This window comes from Streptomyces sp. 378 (genome assembly GCF_030124145.1).
Taxonomy (GTDB): Bacteria; Actinomycetota; Actinomycetes; order Streptomycetales; family Streptomycetaceae; genus Streptomyces.
In genome coordinates this window covers 81,498-100,149 of the sequence record NZ_JASKMS010000009.1, presented here as the reverse complement: position 1 = coordinate 100,149, position 18,652 = coordinate 81,498, and the positions used below count along the sequence as shown (strand labels likewise).

16 protein-coding genes, 1 tRNA gene and 1 pseudogene are annotated in these 18,652 nt (G+C 69.6%); 8 read left to right on the top strand and 10 right to left on the bottom strand.

What is annotated here, in order from left to right; all coding sequences use genetic code 11:
- Window positions 1-73 precede the first annotated feature (73 nt).
- Entirely contained in the window at window positions 74-445 is a 372-nt protein-coding gene (locus tag QNO09_RS15050; protein ID WP_283970678.1) for a hypothetical protein, read from the top strand.
- A 141-nt stretch (window positions 446-586) separates the two neighbouring features.
- Entirely contained in the window at window positions 587-1,627 is a 1,041-nt protein-coding gene (locus tag QNO09_RS15045; RefSeq protein ID WP_283970677.1) for a vWA domain-containing protein, read from the top strand.
- 177 nt (window positions 1,628-1,804) lie between these two features.
- Here the strand turns inward: QNO09_RS15045 and QNO09_RS15040 are convergent, their stop codons facing one another.
- Both QNO09_RS15040 and QNO09_RS15035 read right to left on the bottom strand, forming a co-directional pair.
- Window positions 1,805-2,854 carry an enoyl-CoA hydratase/isomerase family protein gene (locus QNO09_RS15040; RefSeq protein WP_283970676.1) on the bottom strand — a complete coding sequence of 350 codons (1,050 nt, stop codon included), beginning with the start codon at window positions 2,852-2,854 and terminating at the stop codon, window positions 1,805-1,807.
- Between the two features lie 154 nt (window positions 2,855-3,008).
- A complete protein-coding gene (locus QNO09_RS15035; protein ID WP_283970675.1) occupies window positions 3,009-3,752 on the bottom strand; it encodes a 2-phosphosulfolactate phosphatase in 744 nt (247 codons plus the stop codon).
- 175 nt (window positions 3,753-3,927) lie between these two features.
- On the opposite strand from QNO09_RS15035, the gene QNO09_RS15030 reads away from it, so the two are divergent.
- Entirely contained in the window at window positions 3,928-4,350 is a 423-nt protein-coding gene (locus tag QNO09_RS15030; protein WP_283970674.1) for a DUF350 domain-containing protein, read from the top strand.
- Window positions 4,351-4,376: 26 nt separating this feature from the next.
- On the opposite strand, the gene QNO09_RS15025 is transcribed toward QNO09_RS15030, so the two are convergent.
- Window positions 4,377-4,664, bottom strand: a complete 288-nt coding sequence (locus QNO09_RS15025) for a hypothetical protein (RefSeq protein WP_283970673.1) — start codon at window positions 4,662-4,664, stop codon at window positions 4,377-4,379.
- A gap of 246 nt (window positions 4,665-4,910) precedes the next feature.
- Here QNO09_RS15025 and QNO09_RS15020 point away from each other — a divergent pair, with 246 nt between their 5' ends.
- Window positions 4,911-6,896 carry a protein-arginine deiminase domain-containing protein gene (locus tag QNO09_RS15020; protein ID WP_502962295.1) on the top strand — a complete coding sequence of 662 codons (1,986 nt, stop codon included), beginning with the start codon at window positions 4,911-4,913 and terminating at the stop codon, window positions 6,894-6,896.
- A 291-nt stretch (window positions 6,897-7,187) separates the two neighbouring features.
- Here QNO09_RS15020 and QNO09_RS15015 read toward each other — a convergent pair.
- Window positions 7,188-7,421: pseudogene (locus QNO09_RS15015) on the bottom strand (MarR family winged helix-turn-helix transcriptional regulator); the annotation flags it as partial.
- Window positions 7,422-7,645: 224 nt separating this feature from the next.
- On the opposite strand from QNO09_RS15015, the gene QNO09_RS15010 reads away from it, so the two are divergent.
- Window positions 7,646-8,194, top strand: coding sequence for a GNAT family N-acetyltransferase (locus QNO09_RS15010; protein ID WP_283970671.1), 549 nt, complete (start codon window positions 7,646-7,648; stop codon window positions 8,192-8,194).
- Between the two features lie 246 nt (window positions 8,195-8,440).
- Here QNO09_RS15010 and QNO09_RS15005 read toward each other — a convergent pair whose 3' ends face one another.
- Both QNO09_RS15005 and QNO09_RS15000 read right to left on the bottom strand, forming a co-directional pair.
- Window positions 8,441-8,851 (bottom strand): MmpS family transport accessory protein, encoded by a 411-nt coding sequence (locus QNO09_RS15005; RefSeq protein WP_283970670.1) that lies wholly within the window; start codon window positions 8,849-8,851, stop codon window positions 8,441-8,443.
- 271 nt (window positions 8,852-9,122) lie between these two features.
- The gene (locus tag QNO09_RS15000) at window positions 9,123-9,974 is read right to left on the bottom strand and encodes a phosphotransferase enzyme family protein (protein ID WP_283970669.1); all 852 of its coding nucleotides are present in this window, start codon (window positions 9,972-9,974) and stop codon (window positions 9,123-9,125) included.
- A gap of 627 nt (window positions 9,975-10,601) precedes the next feature.
- Here QNO09_RS15000 and QNO09_RS14995 point away from each other — a divergent pair.
- Window positions 10,602-12,329: a hypothetical protein gene (locus QNO09_RS14995; protein WP_283970668.1), complete on the top strand. Its 1,728-nt coding sequence runs from the start codon at window positions 10,602-10,604 to the stop codon at window positions 12,327-12,329.
- A 68-nt stretch (window positions 12,330-12,397) separates the two neighbouring features.
- On the opposite strand, the gene QNO09_RS14990 is transcribed toward QNO09_RS14995, so the two are convergent.
- The 4 genes from QNO09_RS14990 to QNO09_RS14975 form a co-directional block, all read right to left on the bottom strand.
- Entirely contained in the window at window positions 12,398-12,850 is a 453-nt protein-coding gene (locus tag QNO09_RS14990; RefSeq protein ID WP_283970667.1) for a hypothetical protein, read from the bottom strand.
- Between the two features lie 464 nt (window positions 12,851-13,314).
- Window positions 13,315-13,842, bottom strand: a complete 528-nt coding sequence (locus QNO09_RS14985; RefSeq protein WP_283970666.1) for a hypothetical protein — start codon at window positions 13,840-13,842, stop codon at window positions 13,315-13,317.
- A gap of 236 nt (window positions 13,843-14,078) precedes the next feature.
- Window positions 14,079-16,154 carry a SpoIIE family protein phosphatase gene (locus tag QNO09_RS14980; protein WP_283970665.1) on the bottom strand — a complete coding sequence of 692 codons (2,076 nt, stop codon included), beginning with the start codon at window positions 16,152-16,154 and terminating at the stop codon, window positions 14,079-14,081.
- 609 nt (window positions 16,155-16,763) lie between these two features.
- A tRNA-Leu gene (locus tag QNO09_RS14975) sits at window positions 16,764-16,838 on the bottom strand.
- A 151-nt stretch (window positions 16,839-16,989) separates the two neighbouring features.
- On the opposite strand from QNO09_RS14975, the gene QNO09_RS14970 reads away from it, so the two are divergent.
- Together QNO09_RS14970 and QNO09_RS14965 are read left to right on the top strand one after the other, a co-directional pair.
- The gene (locus QNO09_RS14970; RefSeq protein ID WP_283970664.1) at window positions 16,990-17,511 is read left to right on the top strand and encodes a P-loop nucleotide/nucleoside kinase family protein; all 522 of its coding nucleotides are present in this window, start codon (window positions 16,990-16,992) and stop codon (window positions 17,509-17,511) included.
- Window positions 17,512-17,835: 324 nt separating this feature from the next.
- Window positions 17,836-18,363, top strand: a complete 528-nt coding sequence (locus QNO09_RS14965) for a hypothetical protein (protein WP_283970663.1) — start codon at window positions 17,836-17,838, stop codon at window positions 18,361-18,363.
- The last annotated feature ends 289 nt before the right edge of the window (window positions 18,364-18,652 follow it).

Below are 18,652 nucleotides of genomic sequence, written 5' to 3'. Positions count from 1 at the left end.
CCGATGGTCACAGTCGGGATGCTTCACGGTCACGGACGGCGCCGAACGTGCCATTCCATGGTGGAGTCGGGTCATGTCCTCACCGCCCGTGGATGACCAGGACTCCCCGGCGCCTGCCCGGCGCGAACGCCCTTCCCGGCTGACCGACATCGCTGTTGCCCTGCTGCTCGCGGTCGCGGACGCCGTGATCGTGGTCGTCGGCGCGATACTGCTCTTCGTGGTCGGCATGGGAACCGCGCCGTCGCCGGACTCCCCGCGCCCCGCGCAGTCCCGCGACACCCCTGTTCTGATCTGGCTCGTCATCTGGGGGATTCCGGCCGTGGCCGCGACCGGTGCCTTCGTGCACGCCCGTCTGAGGATGCCTGTCACCACCGTGGTGCAAGGATTGTTCACCCTCGTCTGCACGCTGCTGGCCGTGGCGTGGACACGCATGCTGCTGTCGTAGCGCCGGACGCTGCGGGCTCGCTGGGGCGAGGAGCACGGCGAGCGCACCGTGCCGTTTCAGAAGGACCACCTCGAGCCGAGATCGATTGTCAGTGGTGGGTGAGAAGGTAGAGGCATCAAGCCGGAACAAGGGGGAGCTGTGATGTCCGGAAGCCAGAATTACATCAATCACGTCGCTCTGGTGCTGGATGCCAGTTCATCCATGTCGCACCTGAGTCGCAAGGTCGTCGAAGTCGCCGATCAGCAGATCGCGTATCTCGCCCGCCGTTCCAGGGAACTGGATCAGGAAACGCGCGTCACGGTGTACGCCTTCGCCGACAAGGTGGAGTGCGTCATCTACGACAAGGACGTGCTGCGCATGCCGTCATTGAAGCAGTTGTACCGGACCGGTGGAATGACGGCCCTCCTGGCGGCCGCCCTCAAGTCACAGAGCGAGCTGGCTCAAACGGCCCAACTGTACGGCGACCACAGCTTTCTGACGTTCGTGCTGACCGACGGGCAGGAGAACGCGAGCCACCGCTGCCCGGATTCCCCCACCAGGGATCCGCGTCAATTGGTCCAGGCCGTCGCCCAGATGATCGAGACACAGCAGGACAACTGGACGCTGGCCGTCCTGGTGCCCGACCAAATGGGCAAGCGCGAAGCCATGCAGTGCGGTTTCCCCAAGGACAACATCGCCATATGGGACGCCACCAGCACACAGGGCCTGGAGGAGGCCGGGCAGGTCATCCGGCAGGCCACCGAGAACTTCATGATGGGCCGCACCCAGGGCATCCGGGGATCGCGAGCGGTGTTCTCCACCGGCGCGGAAGCCGTCAACGAAGACACCATCAAGGCAGCCGGCCTCACCCCGGTCGACCCGTCGAAGTACCAGCTGATCCCCGTGGCCCGCGACGCGGCGATCAGGGAATGGGTGACCGAGTGCGGGCACACCTACCAGACCGGTAAGGCGTTCTACCAACTGAGCAAGTCGGAGAAGATCCAGGCGCAGAAGCAGATCGCGGTGCTGGAGAAGAAGACGGACCGCGTGTTCACGGGGCCCGCGGCCCGAACCCTGCTCGGACTGCCCGCTACGGAAGTCCGCGTCAAGCCGGACCACAACGACCACTTCACCATCTTCGTGCAGAGCACCAGCGTCAATCGGAAGCTCATACCGAACACGCGGCTGCTGCTCATGCTCTGAGTATTCCGGAAGCAGATGGGGTGCCGGGGTGCCGGAGCGTCGCCACTCCGGCATTCCCAGCATCCCCGCGCCCCGCATACGGCTATCGGCCAATTCAGAAGCCCGTGCGTTCATTCCCGCAACGCCTACCGCGGGCCTTTCGAGGCCGTGCCGGACTTCCCTTGAGCGTCCGTCCGTCTACAGGCCGAGTTCGCGATCGCCGAGTGGGGCGAAGAAGCGCTCGACCTCGGCCTCGGTGACCTCGGTGAGGGTTTTCGGTGACCACCGCGGCCTGCGGTCTTTGTCGATGACCTGGGCCCGGATTCCCTCCACCAGGTCGGGTGTGGCCAGGGCGGCGCAAGAGACGCGGTATTCCTGGTTCAGGACCGGCTCCAGCGCGCCGAGCCTCCGGGCACGGCGCAGGGAGGCGAGGGTGACCTTGAGGGCGGTCGGCGACTTGGCGAGCAGGGTCTCCGCGGCCTCTTTAGCGGCGGGGTCACCCTGCGCGAGCAGCCGACGCACGATCTCCTCGACGGTGTCGGCGGAGTAGCAGGCGTCGATCCAGTCACGCTGGGCGGCCAGAACCCCGGGCGGCGGGGTCCGCACAAAGCCGGCCAGGGCCTCCCCTGCCGGCGCGTCGGCCAGGGCGTCGAGGAGGTCCGGGAGCGAGGCCGTCGGCGTGTAGTGGTCGGCGAGCCCGCACAGCAGCGCGTCGGCGGCCGAGATGTGAGCGCCCGTCAGGGCAAGGTGGGTGCCCAACTCCCCGGGGGCCAGGGCGAGCAGACGGGTGCCGCCCACGTCCGGCACGAAACCGATGCCGGTCTCCGGCATGGCGACCCGAGACCGCTCGGTGACGACACGGACGCTGCCGTGCGCCGACAGGCCCACTCCGCCACCCATGACGATGCCGTCCATCACGGCGACGTACGGCTTGGGACAGCGGGCGATACGGGCGTTGAGGTGGTACTCGTCGCGCCAGAACAAGGCGGAGGCAGTGCCGTCACCGTCGCGGGCGTCGTCGTGGATGGCACGGATGTCACCGCCGGCACACAGGCCGCGCTCCCCCGCGCCCGTGAGGACGACGGTCTTCACGGCCGGATCCCGCTCCCACGCGGTCAGCGCCTCGTCGATGCGGCGGACCATGGTGTGGGTGAGGGCGTTGAGGGCCCGAGGCCGGTTGAGCGTGATGTGGGCGGCGCGCCCGCTGGTGCGGAAGAGGACGGGTTCCCGTTCCTCGGCTCCGCTCATAGGAGCGCCTCCCCCGGGCCGTGGGCCGCGATGACGCGCATGTCTTGTCGATCCTTCCTCTCGGGTGGGGTACGGCGTCCGCCGCACCGGGGCCGAACCACCCTGCCACGCGCACCCTACGGTGCGTTGATACCTGCCTGGCCGCCCAGTGCGATCAGGTCGAAGGCTCGTCGGTCGGCGAAGGCACGGCACACGGGCGGAGGACCATCAGCGAGTCCTCCGGGGTCGCCACCATGGCAAAGGGGAAGCGGTCCAGCTCAAGACAGAGTGCGATGTCATCGGGATGAACTCCCTGACGCACCCCCTCCGCGAGCTCGGCGGCGGCACGCGAGTCGCCGGCGCGGCGGAGGAACTCGGCCGCGTCCGTGTCGGCGCCGGTGGCCCTCCTCGCGATGTAGTGAGCGCACGCCAGGTCTTCATCGGCCTGTCCGCCCTCGCCGGTGACCACGAACGTGACACGGTCGCACGCACGAGCCCGCAGGAGCCGGGCCGTCGCCTCCGCCACCACGAAGCCGGCGCACAGCACCAGCGACGCCTCCTTGACCGCCAGGGCGCCGACCGTCCCTGCTGTGGTCTTCTGGACAACGGTCCGTCCGTCGAGGTCGGCCGAGCGCAACAGGCCCGGCGAGTTGACCCTGTCGAAGCCGGGCGCGGGCGGCCCGTCCTTGAGCGTCACCCACTCCGGGTGGCGAGCCTTCAAGGCCAGGGCTTCGTCCAGCGACTCGGCAAGAACGATCTTCTCCGCCCCTCGGGCGAAGACCCAGGCAGCCACCGTGAAAGCACGCATGACGTCGACCACGACCGCCACGGGCGGCGCTTCGGCCAGGTCGGTGATGCCAAGGAAACGAGCCTCCGTCCGGCCATGATCGCGCATGTCCGGTCCGAACATCCCGACCATGACACGCATCACCCCGGCGCCACCGCCGCGCCCGACGGCACCAGGGGTTGTGGACTGTCGCCGTTGCGTCCCACGGAGGGGCGGGCGCCGTTCGGCGGGCAGCGTGTGTGCGCTACATTTTGCCTCTCCTTGACCGCGATCAGTCATGATCCCTAGCTTCGGAGTTGGCAACCCCATGAGCGACATCGTCAACGGACTCGGGCGGGCCACTGCGTACGGCGGTCTGGGCCTGGTTCTGTTGGTCCTCGGCATCGTCCTGGTCGATGTGCTGACGCCCGGAAAACTCGGCCGGCAGATCTGGGAGCAGCGCAATCGCAATGCCGCCACGGTCCTCAGTTCCGCGCTGCTCGGTATCGGCGGCATCGTGTTCACGTCCATCTGGACGACCTACGAGGACTTCGGCAAGGGACTGGTCTCGACCGCGGCGTTCGGTCTGCTGGGACTGGTGATGATGGCGGTGGCGTTCTGGGTGGTGGACCTGGTCACCCCGGGCCGCCTCGGTGCCACGCTGGTCGAGGCAGAGCCTCATCCTGCGGTCTGGGTGACGGCCTCCTGCAACCTCGCTGTCTCGGCCATCGTTTCTGCGTCCATCGCCTGAACCGCGCGCACCCCGGGTGAAGCGCTTCACGCAGGTGTCGCCGTGAGGGTGCGGGCCATGTGGTCGCTGAGGTGGTGCGGCATCCAGTCGAGCCGGGCGTTGCCGAAGAGGTGGTCACCAGGCGGGACGGACAGGTATCCGCCGAGCGGCGCCAGTCGCGTCAGGGACTCGCCGTTCGTCACGCCGGGGATGACGTCCTGGTCACCGTCCACGACGAGCAGTGGGGCGGCGACGCGGGGTGCCAGGCCGGCGAGGTCCAAGTGCCGGGCGAAGTCACGGGCGGCATCGGCCCTTCCGGCACGGCAGGTCAGCATGTCCCGTACGGGCGGGGGCAGTTACTGCCAGTCGAGGCGGAAGGGACCGCTGACGGTGGCGACGTCCGCCAGGCGCGGTTCGAGCGCCGTGGTCCGGGCCGCGAAGTAGCCGCCCAGGCTGAGACCACGATTCCGGCGCGAGCGACGTCGACGACCCCGTATGAAGTAACACCCACCGCACAGTGAACGCCCAGCCGCGGTCCCTCCTCTTGCAGGGCGAAGCCCCACAACTGAGAGGAATGTGCCGTGCGTTCACGCAGACGTATACGTTCGCGCCTGTACCCGGCCGGGTCTGTGGTCCTGGCCCTCACTGCCGCAGGATCCGTGCTCGCCGGGCCTGCCGGTTCCGCCGTCGCCGCCGAGACGGTCGGGCGCGCCGATCTGCGGGCGGACGTCAACCGTGACGGGCGGGTCGACGTCACCGGCGGCAGCGACACCAAGGGGGAGGACAGCTGGTCCGTCGAGCGCGGGGCCGTGTATCTGCCCAACATCGACGACGACGCCAAGCGGTGTCCGGTGACCGGGCCGGGCGGAGCACCGCTGTCCGACGCGAAGTTGGCCGCGTGCAACGACGCTTCCGACACGAAGATCAACGGCACTGAGGACGCGGCTGACCTCGCCCGGGTCCATTCCGTTCCCCTGCGCGGTCTCCCTGCGGGCGCCGAGGGCAGCCTGAAACTCGCCACGGGAGGCACCCACGCGCACCTCTTTCTCAAGCGTGACGGGAAGTGGATTCCCGTGACGTCCGCGACGCGGCTGACGGCCGTCGAGTTGCGCTCCGGTGTGGAGTTCGGTGTCGAGGCCACCGACGTCGTCCGGGACCGCGCGAAGTGGGACGGCCGTGCGGTGGTCCGGCTGACGGTGACGTCCGGCCAGAAGTCCACCTCCGACGCCGTGACCCTGCGCGTCGCGCCGCTGCTGACACAGCATCACCTTCAGGACACCCAGCAGGTGATGGTGTCCAAGGTGCAGGGTGATGGTCCGGACAGCCGGCTTCAGCGGGAGTTCGTCACCGCCCTCGGGAAGGAGGTCAAGAAGGCGGGGGTCACCACGCCGCTGGTCACCTTCGAGATGTACGCCGACCGCTGGGCCCAGGACTTCGTCGAACCGGCCTACGTCAGCATGGCGGGACCGGGCGGTCAGCGGCACGTGATGCGCGTGATGCTGCGTTCCGCGCAGCCGGACCGGGACGCGGGCCGGGAACTGTTCGAGAGAATGCGCGGCCGGGACGTCGGTGTCGTGCAGGTGACCGACCCGGCGGAGCCCGACGACTGGTCGCTCAACTCCATGGGCAACCTGGAGACCATCCCGCCCTACACACACGGTGGGCGCTCCTTCCCGGCCGGGCGGATCATCATGGGCGAGCGCAAGGACAGCGGGGCGCGTCCGTCGAAGGTGATGCGGACGCTGCTCGCATCGCAGGGCTTGCAGGACCCGCTACTGCTGGACACCTCCTGGCTGAGCGTGGGGCACGTCGACGAGTTCGTGCAGTTCCTGCCCGCCGACACCCCGCGCGGCTGGCGCATCGGCGTCGCCGACCCCGAGGCGGGGCTGCGGCTGCTGCGCGACGCCAAGCGCGACGGCCACGGCACGACGAAGATGTTCTCCGTCCCGGGCCGCAGTCACACCCCGGCCCCCAAGGAGACCATCGACCAGGCGCTCGCCTCCCGTCACCTGGTGGCCGACAACGAGATGGCCGCGAGGCGCATCGCGGCCAACCTGGAGATCCTCACACGCGAGACGGGGGTCACCGACGCGGAGATCGTGCGGGTGCCCGCGCTGTACACCCGTGACTCGGAGGCCCTGACCGCCGACGGACGGGAGGTTCCCGTTCCGCGCCTGACGCGCATGGGCGCCGGCTCCGACCTCGTGGACAGCCTCGGTGAACACGGCCAGCAGAAGTGGCTCGCCGAGAGCCCGGCCACCTCGCGTGCGGCGGCTCCGGCGACGGTGACGACCAGCGCATACGTTCCGGGCGCGGTCAACGGCGTGCTCCTCGGACGCGACCGCTACCTGGCCCCTCGCCAGTGGGGGCCCGTCATCGGCGGCAAGGACATCTTCACGGAAGCCGTGACCGCCGCATATCAGCGGGTCGGCATGGCGGTGTCGTACATCGACGACTGGTACACGTACCACCTCGGAATGGGCGAAGTGCACTGCGGCACCAACACCTTGCGCGACGCGAGTGCCGCATGGTGGCGGCAGCCGGTCGTGGGCCGCGACAGGGCGTAGAGGCGCCCCCGGCCGGGCCACCTTCGGCCGACGGGCGCGGCGGCGGGCATGCTCCCTGCCACCCGGCGTACGCCTCGGAGGCTCGCCTCCGAGGCCAAGCCGAGTGCTGTCCGGCTCGTGGAGGGCGCCCACTGGGAGACGGCTGACTTGCTGGCCACAGCGCGACCGGACCCGGCTCGCCCTTGGAAGAGGGCCTGCGCCTGCTCGCCTCGCCGACGGTCGCCCACCACGTCAGCCCGGCCGTGTCACTCCCCCCATCTGACCGCGCCGGCATTCGGCGCTCCCCGCGGTTCAAGGAGTCCGCGTGTGGTGGTCCAGCAAGCGTGTGAGCATCCGCATGAACTGGTCGCGTTCGGCGGGGTTCAGCGGTGCGAGCAGTGTGTCGTGAAGGTCGTCCAGGGTCTCGTCGAGGCGGCGCAGATGGCGGCGGCCCCAGGGGGAGATCGTGATGACGTTGCGGCGCCGGTCGCCGGGATCGGGGGTCCGCTCGACGAGGTCACGCCCGGCCAGTTCGTTCAGCATGCCGCCCGGTGCGTCCTGCCGATGCAGCGGACAGCCGGTGACCTCACTCCAGAACCGAGCCGGCTCAAGGCATCCGAACAGTCGACAGCCACGATTGGCACCACGGATACCGCGCAGGTCAGGTCAGCCGGCCTCACTCCAGCACAGCGCGCCAGGAACTGCTGGTCACTCCCGGACGCTGACAGCATCAGGGAATCGCTCGCACGGCCTGCGATAGGTTGCCCGCCATGACTGTACTGGGGCCCCTGGCCTGGCCACCCGCCCCCGTGAAGACCGAGCGGCTCGTACTCCGCGAGTCCGAGGCGCGGGACCGGGCGGCGTTCATCGAGCTGTTCTCCTCGCCGGAGGTCCATACGTACCTCGGCGGCGCTCGACCGCGTGACGCGCTCGAACACGCGCTGCCCGAGATACCCGGGCGGCGTCCTGGCCTCTTCGTGATCGATCTCGACGGAGCGATGATCGGCATGGTCACGCTGGATCGACGTGACGCAGAACGTCCGGGTCACCTCCGTGCGGATGGCGGGGAGGCCGAACTCGGCTACACGTTCCTGCCGCAGGCGTGGGGGCGCGGGTACGCCGCCGAGGCGTGCGCGGCCGCGCTCGACTGGTTCGCCGACGCATGTCCCGGCGAGCCGGTGGTGCTCTGCACCCAAACCGCCAATGTCCGCTCCCTGCGCCTCGCGGGCAAGCTCGGGTTCACCGAGGTGGAGCGTTTCGAGGAGTTCGGCGCCGAGCAGTGGTTCGGCGTGTGGTCCTCGATCGCTCCGTCCGGCTGAACGGGTCGTCGTACGTGGTGTGGCGCTGCGGTGGGCGCAGAGGAGCGCCCGGGGCAAGCGTCCGGGGTGGAGTGGAGCGCCCGGGGCAAGCGCCCGGTGGGCGCGGAGAAGCGCCCGGGGCAAGCGTCCGGTGCGTGGAGTGAACGCCCCCTCAGGGCCGGCCCGCCGTCCGGCCGTCGTGCTGCTCGCAGCGGACGCTCACGCGACCGGCCATCGCCTCTCAGCAGTGGCCGGTCATGACTCCGGCTACTCCGTGATCGGAGATGCCGCGGTGCAACCGCCTGCGCTCACGAGGCCCTTGGCGCTCTGTTCATCGAGCACTTTGCCCTTGTAGACGATCTTGCAGGTCACCTGAGAACCCTCGGGGTCCGCGGCGACCGGGATGACGGCCGCGGGCATGATGCCCCGCAGGGTGACCGTCTTCTTCCACGGCAGCTGCGGCTTGGACACCGAATCGACCTTCGGCTCCATGGCCTTGCCGGCGCCGCCGTGGAAGTCGATCGAGTCGATGTTCTTCCCCGTGACCTCGTAGGTGACCTCGTACGTTGTGTCCACTGCCTTGTCGACCTGGTCGACCGCCTCGGAACAGGAGCTGAGGCCGAGTGCGAGACAGGTGACAGCCACGGTGTGGACGGCTGCACGGACCATGCTGCTCATATGGATCCCCCCGGATCATGAAAGGTCGGAGCCGTAGCCAAGCGCAAAGGGAAAGCAAGGTCAACTTCCGGTCGGCCACGAGGAGGACGAACCGTCGTGAACCCACGCGCCGGGCGCTCTTTCCGCCGGAGGTGATCGGTACGGACGAGCCGGGATCGCTGAGCATCCATCAAGTGATGCTCGACAGCACCGACATCCGAAGACGCGCTGAGGCTACCGCTCGCTGCTCGGACTGCTCTACGGCGCCGGGGACGAGCCGCGGGGACCGCCATCAGGCACGGCCATCCAGGCCGCTGCCGTCAAGTGCTGCTCGAATCCGGCTGAGCCACTCCGTGCCCAGTCGACGGCCGTCCGGGAACTGATCGTCTCGATCCCAGCGCCACGTCGTGATCATCGCCAGTACGAGGATGCGGCACTCGCGCAGCAGGTTCCGGTCGACACCCGGATAGTGCGCGCCGACTGCCTCGGGCGCGTGCGCGAGGTCGAATTCGACGGGCCCGCGGCAACACGTCTCAAGGTCGACGAACAGCGGCCCGTCTGCCGTGGTGAGCAGGTTTCCAGGGTGCGGCTCGCCATGCAGCAACTGCTCCGCGCCGCCGCGCTCGCCGATGCTTCGTTTCAGGCTTCGCAAGGTGCCACCGAGCAACCGCCGGTCCGCGTCGGCGAGCGCCGGAGTCCGGCAGCGGTTCGCCACGAGTCGCTGCGCCTGCTCCACTCGATCCGTGAAGCGCGGCGCGGGGACGTCGAGTGTGCGCATGCCGGCATGCAGCCGCTCCAGCGCACCGGCGTATTCGGCCGGTGAGACCTCACGGGCTCTGACGGGCTCGTAGTAGGTCCACAGCGTGACCACGAAGCCATCACGCTCGTGAACCCGCGGCTCCACTCGGGGCGCGAGGGCGGCCACAGGGCACCCGGATTCCGCGAGCCGCTGAGCAAACTCCACTTCGAACTGCGCGACCTGCTGCGCCACAGGTGCCATCCGGGCCACGACGTCGCACGGCAGCAGACGCAGAGTGAGCTTGTTCGAGTCATGAAGAACGACCGTGTCATGGACTGTCAGGTCGAGTGAAGAGGCGATCGACATGGCCGCAGCCACCGCCCGCCGGACCTCTGACCCCTGCATCGTCGCCCTACTCCTCTCGCCGTGAGCACGTGCACCCAGTACACACGGGCTCCGGGGATCCGGCCGACTGATCGCGAGGGCACGGTCGCCCTCACGTGCGTGAGGGCGCGCGAGTATACGCAGCTCATGAGGCTTGAGCAGTAACCCAGATCACGGTCGTATCACGGTGTAGATCATTTACGCTCTGGGCAGCCTCGTAGCGCTTCTCGGTTCAACTTTCGTTCTGCGAAGTCCAGTTCGATTGCGTGGGGCGGCCTCGGAGGCCGCCTGTGTGCAGGGCCGGGGGACTCTGCGGTCCGTCTCCCGAAAGGAAGCGTATGTCTCAGGACGTCAGGTTCGACGCCTCGTCGATCCTCCTGTCAGCGGACGTCCTGGTCTTCCTGGAGCGGCAGCGCATCTGACGGACCGCGCGTGCTGCCGGTAGGGGCGACCCGATCCACTTCCCCGGCCGTCGCCACGGCAGTCGTGCCCCTCGCGGTCGTGCCATAGGGACCGGAACCGGTCGCAGGAGCCCGGCTGTCGGGCGCGGTCCGTCCGCGGAAGGCACAGCAGATTCCCGATCCGTTCGGCCGACCACCACGGCCGACCGATTCCGTTGGCAGGACCACAGCTTGAAGGGAGACCGGTGTGAAATCTCGAGTCGAAGGTGCTGGTCTGAAGGCGCCCACCGACAGCGTGGTCCCGGCGCAGCCCAGCGCCCGGCTCCAGCCCGGGGAGGCCGGGAACGCCTTGGCCCACCTTTTGGCGAAACGCGTCAAGGGGAGCACCGAGCAGCACCGAAGGTGCCAGAACGCCGTTCAGCAACGGCAGGGCGAACTCAGATCCCCTCAGTCCGGCACCACGCTGCACGTGGAGGGGGCCCTCCGTCTGACGCCGCGCGCGTTCCTCCCGCCCGACGAGGAGGGCGAGGCCAGACTGAAACAGCTCGACGCCGGCCTGCGCGTGATCGAGGAAGCGTTCCCCCAGGTCAGCACCGATGTCGAGGTCTGCCGACTGACCAGCAGGATGCTGGAGGAGGCCTGGAGAAGCCGGGCGCTCGCCCCGCCGCGCGAGGAGCAAGCAGCCGACTGCGCCTGCCCGCTGTGCCGTCGGCTCCCCTCGGCTCCCGCGCGCACCCTGGATGACTACGGTTGGCGGCAGAGCGCCGGCCGTCCCCTCACCGCCAAGACCTGGCCCTACCGCCGGGAACTCGACAGCGTCCTGACCGGCGGATGGTCCTGGACCCGGCAGATGAACGACCTCGAACGGGACCTTGGCCACCGTCACCGCTTCGAGGACGACATCCTCGTCTTTCACGAATACAAGCGCGTGATCGAGACCATCGACACCACGCACCTCACCCAACTCGTGGAAGGACGCTTGGCCGAGCGTTTCAGCACCAACAGCGCACGGGCCCTGGTCTGCGGACTCTTCGCGGCCCACAAGCGATCCGTCGACGAGTACTGGCTCCAACAGCACCACGCGGGCAGCGTCGTACTCCCCCAGACCAACCCACTCAGCCAGAGCACCTACTCGATCCTCCAGATGCTGGACTGCCTGTTCTGGCACGTCTCGCCCGACACCGAACTCTGGCAGGAGGAACACCTCGCCTCCCTGCTGCTGTGCCGCGTCATCGATGACATGGCCGATGTACGAGTCGACGCCCTCACCGGCGAGATCAGCAACTTCTGGCTCGCCGACATGCCCGCCCACACCAAGGCCTTCTACGCCGCCTGCGCCATCGCCCTCGTCAAGTACGGCTGCACGCCGGAGGCGCATGACCCGATGTGGAACACGTGGTTGATGACCACGACCATCGTCTGGATGGGACTCACGGGCCGCCACGCCCTGTGGTTCGACGGCATCACCCAGGGACTCCCCCCGGCCGAGGCGTGCCCGCTCTGCGACCTGCAGCCCAACGCGTGCACGGGCATCCTCACCCACGGCACCACTCTCACCCTCGCCCCGCGGCCCACCGCGCCGGCACTGAGTGCGCGGACCGCCGAGCTGTCCGCGCGCTGCCGAGCCCAGTACCCCCGGACCTGGCCGCTCTTCGACGCCGAGCTCCATGCCTTCGAAGCACTGCACGGCCCCTGGCACGGCAACACCGACACCACCTGGGAAATCCTGCGCCGCACCTACATAGCCGCCGTGGAGGCATCCAGCGCCGCGGCCTCCACGGACCGCGCCCGTCAGATCCAACAAGACGCCGGCGCAGTCGGATCCGAGATGTTCCACACCCTGCACGACGCTCGGACCGGGAGGGAGGACACCACACTGCTCGCCTACATGTTCGGCTGCGCCCATCCGCATTTCCTCTGGAACGCCACGGGGTACCGTCCCGCGGACCTCGCGGGTGACTGGCTCGACGGCTGACACCTCGATCCTGTCCAGGAGGACCAGAAAGAGAAGAGGGGAACAGTCGGCGGGGACGGTCAAGCGTGTCAGGACGGACGGTCGGGCTGCGCCCACGCCGAGCGGTAGGGGTGAGCGCCGAACTGCTTCTCGAACGTGTCGTCGGCGTGGAGGCTCGAGTGTCCGCCCGTCAAGCGGGCGACCGCCCACCGGAGAGCCTCCGCCCACACCGCGCCGTCGGGATGGGGTGATCGCTCGGCAGCCGCGCTGAAGTCGCGCAGCACCTTCGTGGCGTCGTTCCCGCGTGCCTTGACGGCCGTACGGATCTCATAGTGTTCCGTCGCCGTGCGCGTGTGGTGGCACGGGCACCGGCGGTGCGTGGGCACCGGTCCGCACGGACCGGCGCGGGGAGTGTCGAGCGGTGAGCCGGTGCAGGCGGCCGGGTCCGGATCGGTGCAGTCACACCCGAGGAACTCGCGGACCGTCTGCCACTCCGTGGGCGTCAGCTCGGTACGGCTGTCGGGGCCGGGGGACGATGTCACGGGCAGGGCCTCCAGGACGGGGCGGTGATCCGGTCGCTGCCCGCTGCACGGTGTCGGACGTTCCCCCGAGGGAGCGATCAGCCGGGTGTACTGCTGGGCCGCGGCGGCCCGCGATGCCCGGATGAGGGCGATTGCTTGGCGAACACGGCGGCCGCACCCGCAGTCTCCGGCTCCCACAGTACCGAGAGTTCCTGCCGGGCGGCCCGGCCGACGAGCAGCTCGCCGCGCCTGCGACCCCACGGTGACGGAGTCGTCGAGCGGCAGCAGTCGGCCGCCGTCCGTGCGGCGCCGCCACAGCGGCAGTAACAGGCGGTGCACCGGAGACGGCTCGCGCTTCGGCCGCTTCCGGTCTGCGCCGGCTGACAGCGGGAGGACGGCGTGGAGTTCGGCGACGGCTGGGGGCCGGTCTGCTCGACGGGTCCGCACCTCCTCTGCGGTCGTGCGTGGCCCGGGACGCCGCGACGTCACAGAAGTCCTGCCGCCCGCCTGAGCTTCGCACGGCCGTCCGGGGCGATGAGGCTGTCCGGCAGCATCTCCACCACACTCGCGTAGCGCGTGAACACGGCCCTGCACCGCTCGCGCTCGGGATGTTCGCTGTCGACGCCGAACCACAGCGCCATGGCCTCGTGAGTGGGATCGACCGGCTCGGAGTAGTCGGCGGCCATGATCAGGTGATCCAGCAGTCCGGACCGCTCGGGAAGTGCCGGGTCGCCCGCGAGACGGAGCAGGAACGGCAGCAGTTCCGGCATCGCGGGGTTCATCTCGGCGATGTCGAACATGGAGTTGGCCAGGACACGCTGGGCCTCGGCCGCGGCTGCCTGATCGAGCAGGCCGTGCAGCAGCACCGGGATCCTGGCCGGGCACCCGGGGAACTCCGCCCAGCGGATCTCCTCACACCCGTGGAGGGCGGAATGCTCACGTCGGGCCCCGGCTGCCTGCGGATACTCGTACAGGAACCGATCGATCGTCGCCTCTTTGACGGCCACATCCATCCTGCACACCTGTCTGCCCCCGTCCCGCCGTCAAGAGCCGACCTCCGGTCCACCGCACTCTCGCGCGACCGGGTGTCCCGGCACAAGCCGAGAGCAGGCCAACCACGGGCCAGCCACAAACGCTCGCCCGCTCTCGGCAGAGGTCGCGCGCTCGCACGGCGTGCTGATCATCGCCGCCTCGTCCTCTCCTTGCCGCATCAGCACCGGAGCGACGCCTGCGCTCGATCACCCCCGGCTCAGCCCAGCGGCTGCGCATGGGCGATGAGCAGCGCGACGTCGTCGTGGTCGGCGGGCTTCCGGAGCTGTTCGAGCAGGCGGTCGCAGGTCTCCTCCGCGGAGCGGCACGGCGGGGACAGCAGGCGCAGGAGATCGTCCAGACGCTGGTCGATGGGGTCGTCGCGGGTCTCCACCAGTCCGTCGGTGTACAGGACGAGCTGATCACCGGGGTTCATGGCGAGCGCGGAGGTCTCGAAGAGGCCACTGCCCACTCCCAGGGGGGTGCCGGTGGGCAGGTCCAGCAGTTCCGGTGGTCGGCCGGCCCGCACCAGGACGGGGGGCAGATGGCCGGCACAGGCCACCTGCAAACGGCAGTGCCGCGGGTCGTAGACCGCATAGAGGCAGGTGGCCAGGTAGGGGTCCAGACCCTCTGTGATCTTGTCGAGGTGGGTGAGGATCCGGCTCGGGGCGAGGTCGAGGTCGGCGAGGGTGGAGGTGGCGGTGCGCAGCCGGCCCATGGCGGTGGCGGCCGGGATGCCGCTGCCCATGACGTCGCCCACGGCCAGGGCGGTTCGGTCATCGCTGAGGGGGATGATGTCGTACCAGTCGCCGCCGACCTCGCTGAACGCCTGCGCGGGCCGGTACCGTGCGGCGATCTGCAGGCCCGGGCGGCGAGGCGAGGGCTGGGGCAGCAGGCTGCGCTGCAGGGTTTCGGCGGCGCTGCGGATGTGCTGATGGAGGATGGCGTTGTCGATGCTCAGCGCGGCGGACGACGCCAACTCGCACGCGAGGGTGAGGTCGTCCCCGTCGAAGGGCTCCGGGTTGCGGGCACGGGCCAGGCCCATCACGCCGATGATCTGTCCGCGGGCGATGAGAGGGACGGCCATGTCGCTGTGGACACCGGCTTGGGCGAGCAGGCCCGCGGCGGCGGCGTCGGCCGCGATGCGGCTGAGGTCGCCGCTGTCGAGGTGGGTGAGCAGCAGGGGTTTGCGGGTGCGGAGGCAGTGGGCTGCCGGGTGGTCGGCGTGGTAGGTGGTGAGGTGCCCGGGCGCGATGATCGCCTCCGAGGCGTCGGTGGTGTAGGCGGTCTTCACCGCCAGTGCGCGGAAGAGTGCCGGGCCCTCTCCGGGGTCGGGGCGGCCCGTCCGCAGGACGGAGTCCAGGATGTCCACCGCGATCATGTCGGCGAGGTCGGGCACCAGGACGTCCGCCAGTTCCTGGGCGGTCCGCTCCACCTCCAGGGTGGTTCCGATGCGGGCCGAGCCGTCGGCCATCATGCGCAGACGCTGCTGGGCCCGGTCGGCCTGCCTGGCTGCTTCGTAGCGGTCGGTGACGTCCACCACCACGTTGGCGATCCCCAGCACGTGCCCGCTCTGGTCCTCGAGCCTGTAGAGCGACACGGCCCAGGCGTGGTCGTTGTCCGGGTCGGCGCGCGTACGGCCCACCACCTGCTTGTCCACCAACGGCAGACCGGTTCGCAGGACCTCCCGCATCTGGTTCTCCGTGGTGGAGAAGGGGTCGCCGGGCAGGATCTCCCGGAAGGAGCGGCCCAGGTGGTCGGCCTCGGGGACGCCGTGCATCGAGGCGAGGGCCCCGTTGACGGCCACGTACCGAAGCTGGGTGTCCAGGACGGACAGCCCGATCGGCGCCTGGGTGACCAGCTGGCTGGACAGGGCCACCTCGCGCTCCACCTGCCGCACCGTGGCCCGGTCGGTGGCCAGCCCCAGCGCGTAGTGATCGCCGAGGTTGTCCGTCAGCCGCATATTGCGGAACTCGACGATCCGGGTGCTGCCGTCCTTGTGCCGGACGGGGAAGGCCCCGGCCCAGCCTCGGCCCGTGACCATCAGCTGGGCGAAGAGCCTGATGCCCGCGTCCCGGTGTTCGGGATGCAGAAGCAGGGTGGCCGCGTACTGCCCGGCCGCCTCGTCGCCGGTGTAGCCGAACAGTTCCTCGGCCTGCGGGCTCCACATGTCGATCCGGCCGTCGGCCTCCACCAGCACCGCGGCGACGCCCAGCAGATCCATCAGCCCGCTGGGACCGGACGCGGCCTCGTCCGGATCAGCCGCCGGCTCCGAATGCTGATTCGCTCGGCTCATCACATTCGCCCCTCAGACCTGTCCATCTCACCGGCGCACCCGCCTGCATCAGCAGACGCGTACAGCGGTCTCCTAGCAGGTCAGCAACCCGTTCACGATGCGCCACGCGACCTGCGAACGGCCAGGAGACGCGCCGGGGAAGCCCCGTGCCCCGGCCGAACCGGACAACCCGGGCGACCAGCACAAGATCCAGACCGTGCTCGGATCACTGGGTCGGTCATCACTTCACTTCCACCCTTCCACACGCCGACGGCTCATGGCGGACGCCGTCCCGGTCGCGCTCACCAGGGCCGGCCAGGCATGACTCGCCCCCAAGGGGAGTCGCGCGCGCCGTCCGGCCGTGTCACCGTCGCCGGCCGGGCATGCGTGCCCACGCCCGCGTCACCCGTCCGGCGGCCCCTTCACGGCTCTCACGAAGTGGAGACGGTCGGCGAGCCGCCCGCGGCCGGCTTCCGATGCCCGCCGTAGGTCCCCGGCCGTCGGCCCGGGCCGCACCGAGGTCATCCGCGAGCCCGATGCCACCTGGCAGGTACTTCATGAAAGACTTCGAGCCCCGCGCGGAGTAGCCCCGGTACCGGCCTGTCGCCGGTACCGCGTAGGCGAAGAGGGGGCGGGGCGGTCGGATTCGAACCGACGTCCTCCGAGATGCTGTCGCGGCGCATTACCTCTGTGCTACGACCCCGCCTTGCCGGTGATCGTATCCCCGGCCCGCGGAGGTCGGCCATGCCTCTTCCGGGCGGGGAGCCGCGGCGGACGGTGCCGGGCCCGAACTGTGCCTGAGCGGCGCCGAAGCCGTGTCCGTCCCGGCCGCAGGCGCGGCGCTAGCGTGAGGCGCATGATCGTATGGCTCAACGGAACCCACGGCGCGGGCAAGACGACCACCAGTGCCCTCGTGCGGCAACTGATCCCGGACTCAAGGGTGTTCGACGCCGAGAAGGTCGGCGAGACGCTCATGGACATCAAGCCGGCGTTGCCCTGGACGGGCAACTTCCAGCACTGGCCGCCGTGGCGACCGCTCGTGGTCGAGACCGCCCGGCACGTACTCGACTACGCCGGTGGCACTCTGGTGATGCCGATGACCGTCCTGGTCGAGCAGTACTGGCGTGAGATCAGCGCGGGCCTGGCCGGGCATGGCATTCCGGTACGTCACTTCGTGCTCCACGCCGATCAGGACACGCTCCGCCGGCGCATCGAGGGGGACACGGTTCTCGGCCCCTCCTCGTTCCGCCTGTCTCATCTCGAACCCTACGCGGAGGCGGCCCGCACCTGGCTGCACAGGGAGGCCGAGGTCATCGACACCACACACCTCACTCCCGCCGAGGCCGCCCTGCGGATCGCGGAGGTCGTCAAGGGGTGAGGCCACCGGCCGTGCGAAGGGTGTGGTTCCGCGGGCCGGAAACCGGCGGACGGCCGAGAAGCCCGGGGTGATCACGGGTGAGGCGGAAGTCCGCCGGGTTCGTTACGCGCCAATGTCGTCTTCTCGCCGGTGGAGGCCGTCAGCGGCACCCGGCCCGCACCGTGGCGCCCGCCCGCGCTGACTGCCTGGGCCAACGGACCCCTATCACACCTGCTCATTTTCATCACACGACATCCACGTGATGAACACTTCCGGCCGGGGGGTCGACCGCACCATCCCCGTGGGGCAGACGCTGCGCCGAGTCGCTGCCTAGCCTCCCAGGTCATGCGATCACACCTGATGAGACGCTTCGGCCTCGGTGCCGTTCTCGCCCTCGCGCTCGCCCTGTTCGGCCTGGCCCCCAGCGCGAGCGCCGCCGACCCGGCGCCGGCGGAACTGACCTTCGCCACCGACAGCGCCACTACCACGCCCGGCGGCACGGTCAACCTGTCGATGACCATCACCAACCACAACACCTATGACGTCTGGTTCGTGTACCAGACGATCGAACCGACGTGGCTGACCACACAGCGCCCCGACCTGAAGTACGGCTTCACCGGGTGCAGCCTGGCCACCGCGAACGGCTCCACCCCCTGTTCCGGGACCGGCCCGGCCAACCTCGGCTCCAACTACGGCGCGACCATCCCGCCCGGTCAGAGCCGTACGGTCACCCTGACGCTGAACGTCGCCGCCGACTCCGGCTGCAACGGCAACATCGGCTTCTACTCGTACTTCTACGCCGAGTTCAGCGACTCGACGAGCGTCAGCGGCGGGCCGGTCTACACGCCCGTCACGCGCGTGCTCTGCTCCTGACGCTCCGTCCGGACCGCGGCACGTGACCTGAAAGCCTCCCTGCCCAGCCCCTCGCTCCGGTCTGGACCACTGGCACTCCGGCCGGCGGGCCCACAGGCCCGCCGGTGTGCCGCGCAGGGACCGGACCAGCCCCGGACCAGCACGCCGGACATGGGCGCCCACCGGGCCCTGCCCCTCCCGGCCGCCGCGAGCGGCTCCCTTCGCTTCCGGAGGCGCCCATTTCGTCACCTGCGCTTTTCCGTCATGTTCCGCAACACGACCGCCGGATCTCCGCACAGCCATCACTATG

Bases quoted from the DNA above. Each gene is read 5' to 3' on its own strand.
- QNO09_RS15050 (WP_283970678.1), top strand. From the start codon at position 74: ATGTCCTCACCGCCCGTGGATGACCAGGACTCCCCGGCGCCTGCCCGG.
- QNO09_RS15045 (WP_283970677.1), top strand. From the start codon at position 587: ATGTCCGGAAGCCAGAATTACATCAATCACGTCGCTCTGGTGCTGGAT.
- QNO09_RS15040 (WP_283970676.1), bottom strand. From the start codon at position 2,854: ATGAGCGGAGCCGAGGAACGGGAACCCGTCCTCTTCCGCACCAGCGGG.
- QNO09_RS15035 (WP_283970675.1), bottom strand. From the start codon at position 3,752: ATGGTCGGGATGTTCGGACCGGACATGCGCGATCATGGCCGGACGGAG.
- QNO09_RS15030 (WP_283970674.1), top strand. From the start codon at position 3,928: ATGAGCGACATCGTCAACGGACTCGGGCGGGCCACTGCGTACGGCGGT.
- QNO09_RS15025 (WP_283970673.1), bottom strand. From the start codon at position 4,664: ATGCTGACCTGCCGTGCCGGAAGGGCCGATGCCGCCCGTGACTTCGCC.
- QNO09_RS15010 (WP_283970671.1), top strand. From the start codon at position 7,646: ATGACTGTACTGGGGCCCCTGGCCTGGCCACCCGCCCCCGTGAAGACC.
- QNO09_RS15005 (WP_283970670.1), bottom strand. From the start codon at position 8,851: ATGAGCAGCATGGTCCGTGCAGCCGTCCACACCGTGGCTGTCACCTGT.
- QNO09_RS15000 (WP_283970669.1), bottom strand. From the start codon at position 9,974: ATGCAGGGGTCAGAGGTCCGGCGGGCGGTGGCTGCGGCCATGTCGATC.
- QNO09_RS14985 (WP_283970666.1), bottom strand. From the start codon at position 13,842: ATGGATGTGGCCGTCAAAGAGGCGACGATCGATCGGTTCCTGTACGAG.
- QNO09_RS14980 (WP_283970665.1), bottom strand. From the start codon at position 16,154: ATGAGCCGAGCGAATCAGCATTCGGAGCCGGCGGCTGATCCGGACGAG.
- QNO09_RS14970 (WP_283970664.1), top strand. From the start codon at position 16,990: ATGATCGTATGGCTCAACGGAACCCACGGCGCGGGCAAGACGACCACC.
- QNO09_RS14965 (WP_283970663.1), top strand. From the start codon at position 17,836: ATGCGATCACACCTGATGAGACGCTTCGGCCTCGGTGCCGTTCTCGCC.